General features: G+C 65.3%; 3 protein-coding genes. All 3 read left to right on the top strand.

The window, feature by feature from the left end; genetic code table 11:
* Positions 1-902, top strand: a 902-nt coding sequence (locus tag NTX40_07305) for an ABC transporter permease (GenBank protein MCX5648885.1), incomplete at its 5' end; no start/stop codon positions are given.
* Positions 903-964: 62 nt separating this feature from the next.
* On the top strand, positions 965-2,056 hold the full coding sequence (locus NTX40_07300; GenBank protein ID MCX5648884.1) for a hypothetical protein: 1,092 nt from the start codon (positions 965-967) through the stop codon (positions 2,054-2,056).
* Positions 2,057-2,153: 97 nt separating this feature from the next.
* The coding region (locus tag NTX40_07295; protein ID MCX5648883.1) for a hypothetical protein at positions 2,154-3,773 on the top strand (1,620 nt) is incomplete at its 3' end.

The raw sequence follows: 3,773 nt of genomic DNA, 5'->3' as shown, positions 1-3,773 counted from the left end.
TTATCCTGCTGGCGATCGTGGGAGTCGTGGCCGTTGCGGACCCCGGCGTCCTGACGCTGGACAACCTGTCGGCCGTCTTCCTGGCCCTTTCGTTCCAGGCGATCGTGGGTATCGGCATGACGAACCTCCTGGTGTCCGGCGGGTTCGACCTCTCGGTCGGGTCCACGGTGGGCCTGACCGGCGCGGTCACCGCCCTGGCCCTGGTGAGCGGCGTTCCCGTGCCTGCGGCGCTCCTTATCGGCCTTGCGCTTGGGGCGGCCATCGGCTTGGCGAACGGCCTCATCATCGCCAAGATCGGCATCAACCCGTTCATCACGACGCTGGGCATGATGGGCATCGTGCGGGGGCTGCTGGAGGTCATCACGAAGGGCCAGAACATCTACGGCTTGCCGGACGCCTTCAAGTGGATCGGCCAGGGAAAGTTGCTGGGCATCCAGCACCCGATTCTTATCTGCCTTGCCTTGGTGGTGCTGGGGGACCTGGCGCTGCGCAAGTTCCGCTTCTTCCGCCAGAACTATTACATCGGCGGCAGCGAGAAGGCCGCGGTCCTCTCGGGCATCAACGTGGACCGCATGAAAATCTTTAACTACGTCCTGACGGGCCTCCTGGCGGCCGTGGCCGGCGTCCTCATGGCGGCGCGGTTCGGCAGCGTCTCGGTCACCATGGGCAAAAACCTGGAACTCCAGGTGATCACCGCCGTCATCATCGGCGGGGCGAGCCTCCAGGGCGGCGAGGGCACCGTCCTCGGGGCCCTCCTGGGATGCATCCTCATGTCGCTCATCGTCAGCGCGATGACCCTCTTCAACGTGGACATCTACTGGAACACGCTGATCATCGGCGCGACGCTCCTCGTGGCCGTCCTGATCGACACGCTGAGCAAGAGGAAGCGCAGCATGGCCTGAACGGCCCCGCCGCCCGGGAACCGGAGGAGTGAACGATGGCGGAAACTGGCGGGAGTGGCCGAATGACCCCCCAGGAACGTTTTCTGGCGCTGATGCGTTTCGAGCCGGTTGATCGGATGCCGCTCTGGGAGAATGCGCCGTGGCGGTCGGCTTTGCGCCGCTGGCAGCGCGAGGAATTGGGGGCGGAGAACCAGCCGCCGGCCTATGCCGAATGCGAGAACAAGGTGCAGTGCGGCGTGGACCTGTGGATGCGTCCGCGGTACGCGTGCCAGGTCGTTTCGGACGATGGCAAGTTCGTCACGCATCTGACGGAGTTCGGCGTGCTCCAACGTGTGCCGAAATCCCCCGACGAGATGTCCATGCCGGAGCATATCGAGTATCCGGTGAAGAGCCGCCGGGATTGGGAGGAACTCCGAAAGCGTTTCGCGCCCGGTGACGGGGGACGCTGGCCCGCCGACTGGCCACAGCGTTGCGCCCGCTGGCGAGAGGAAGGCCCGGTCCTTGTCTTCCAGGCCCACCGTGCGCCCGGTCTCTTCGGGTTTGTTCGGGAACTTATGGGCTTCGAGCGCACCCTGTACGCCTTCTACGACGAGCCGGATCTCGTACACGACATGATGGACGTGCAGACCGACTTGGTCCTGAGTCTGCTTCCGAAGGTCGTGGCAGAATCGCCATTGACCAGTCTCTATTTCTGGGAAGACATGTGCTATCGGGGCGGACCGCTCATCTCTCCGGCCATGTTCCGCCAGTTTATGCTGCCGCGATACAGGCGGATCACCGACCTCGTGCGGTCCCTTGGCATTGACGTCGTTTTCGTGGATAGCGATGGGGATGTCTCGGAACTGATACCTCTGTGGCTGGAAGCGGGTATCAACGGGGTGTACCCCATGGAGGTGGCCGCCGGCATGGACGTCGTCAAACTGCGGGCCCAGTATGGGCGCGACCTTCTCATGACCGGCGGCATCGACAAGCGCGTCCTGGCGAGGGACCGCGAGGCCATTGATGCCGAACTGGAGGCAAAAGTCCCGCTTGCGGAAAAGGGCGGTTACATACCCCATGTCGATCACGCCATCCCGCACGACGTGCCCTACGCGAACTTCCTGTATTACTGGGAGAAGAAGAAAGAACTGCTGGGTATCCGGGAGCCGGTATGAACGAAAGGCTTTCGCGACTGCTCGATTTCCTCGAGGACACGCTGGACGCGGAGCGGCGGGCGGCTGCCCCGCCGCCCAGGAACCGGAGGAGGATGCCATGAAACACCTCACCCTTATCGTGCTTGTTTCGGCCGCGATGGCGGCCGGGACCGCGGGCTACGCCGCCGAGACTACGGAGCCGGCGCCAGCCCCATGCACGGTAGTCCTTCTTTCGAACCCCACGCTCGCCGAGGGATTGGCCGCCAAGGAGATCCGACGTTACGTGTACCTCCGCACGGGCGTGCTGCTGCCGATCCTCGTTACGGCGGACAACAAGTTTCCCCCCGACGGGGACCTTATCGCCGTAACCAGCGGCGTCCGGGCAACATATGAAGCCCAGCGCAAGGCCTTCAAGCCGGGCCGTTACCGGCTCACGGTCCTGCGCGACGGCCCGCGCCGCATCCTCTCGCTCGTCGGCGAGGACGAGACCGGCACCCTCTACGCCGCCTACCGCTTCGCCGAGCACCTCGGCGTGCGGTTCTACCTGGAAGGCGACGTTGTGCCCGACGCGAAGATTCCCTTCGCCCTGCCCGACCTCAACGAAACCGGCAGGCCCCTCTTCGACACACGCGGCATCCAGCCGTTCCACGATTTCCCCGAGGGGCCCGACTGGTGGAACCTCGACGATTACAAGGCCTATATCTCGCAACTCCCGAAACTCAGGATGAACTTCTTCGGCCTGCACACCTACCCTGAGGGCCACCCGAACGCCGAGCCCGCGGTCTGGATCGGCCTCGCGCAAGACATCGGCGATGGGACAAAGGTCAGGTTCTCGTACCCCGCGAGTTGGCAGAATACCCTGAGGGGCAACTGGGGCTACAGGACGAAGAAGACCAGCGAGTTCTCGTTCGGCGCGGCCGACCTCTTCGACCGCGACGATTTCGGCGCCGACGTGATGCGAGGCTTCTGCCCGCAGCCACAGACCCCCGAGGCATCCAGCGACCTCTTCGACCGCTCCGGCGCGATGCTGGCCGAGGCCTTCAAACACGCCCGCCGCCTGGGCGTCAAGACATGCGTCGGGACCGAGACCCCGCTCACCATCCCGAAAGCCGTGCAGGAGCGCCTCAAGGCCCTCGGCAAGGACCCCAAGGACAAGGCCGTCGTCCAGGAACTCTACGAGGGGATTTTCAAGCGTCTCGCGCAAACCGGTCCGCCGGACTACTACTGGTTCTGGACGCCCGAGGGATGGACCTGGGGCAGCGTCAAGGAGGAGCAGGTGCAGGCAACGCAGGCGGACCTCGCGGCCGCGATCGCCGCGGCAAAGAAGGTCAAGGCGCCCTTCACGCTGGCCACGTGCGGCTGGGTCCTCGGCCCGCAGAACGACCGGGCCCTGTTCGACCGGACGCTTCCCAAAGACATGCCTATGAGTTGCATCAACCGGCAGGTCGGCAAGGCGCCCGTCGAGCCGGGCTTCGCGGAGGTCAAAGGCCGCCCCAAGTGGGCCATCCCGTGGATGGAGGACGACCCGAACCTCTGCTCCGTCCAACTCTGGGCCGGCCGCATGAGAAGAGACGCCGCCGACGCCCTGAAGTACGGCTGCACGGGCCTCCTGGGCATCCACTGGCGGACGCGCGTGCTGGGCCCGAACGTCTCGGCCCTCGCCCAGGCGGCGTGGGACCAGAGCGCCTGGAACAAGCCGGGCGCCGCGCTTGCCGCAACGACGCCCGAACCGAAGGAA

This window comes from Planctomycetota bacterium (genome assembly GCA_026387035.1).
Classification (GTDB): domain Bacteria; phylum Planctomycetota; class Phycisphaerae; order FEN-1346; family FEN-1346; genus JAPLMM01.
The sequence above is the reverse complement of the archived record's forward strand: the minus strand, read 5'-3'. Positions and strand labels throughout refer to the sequence as shown.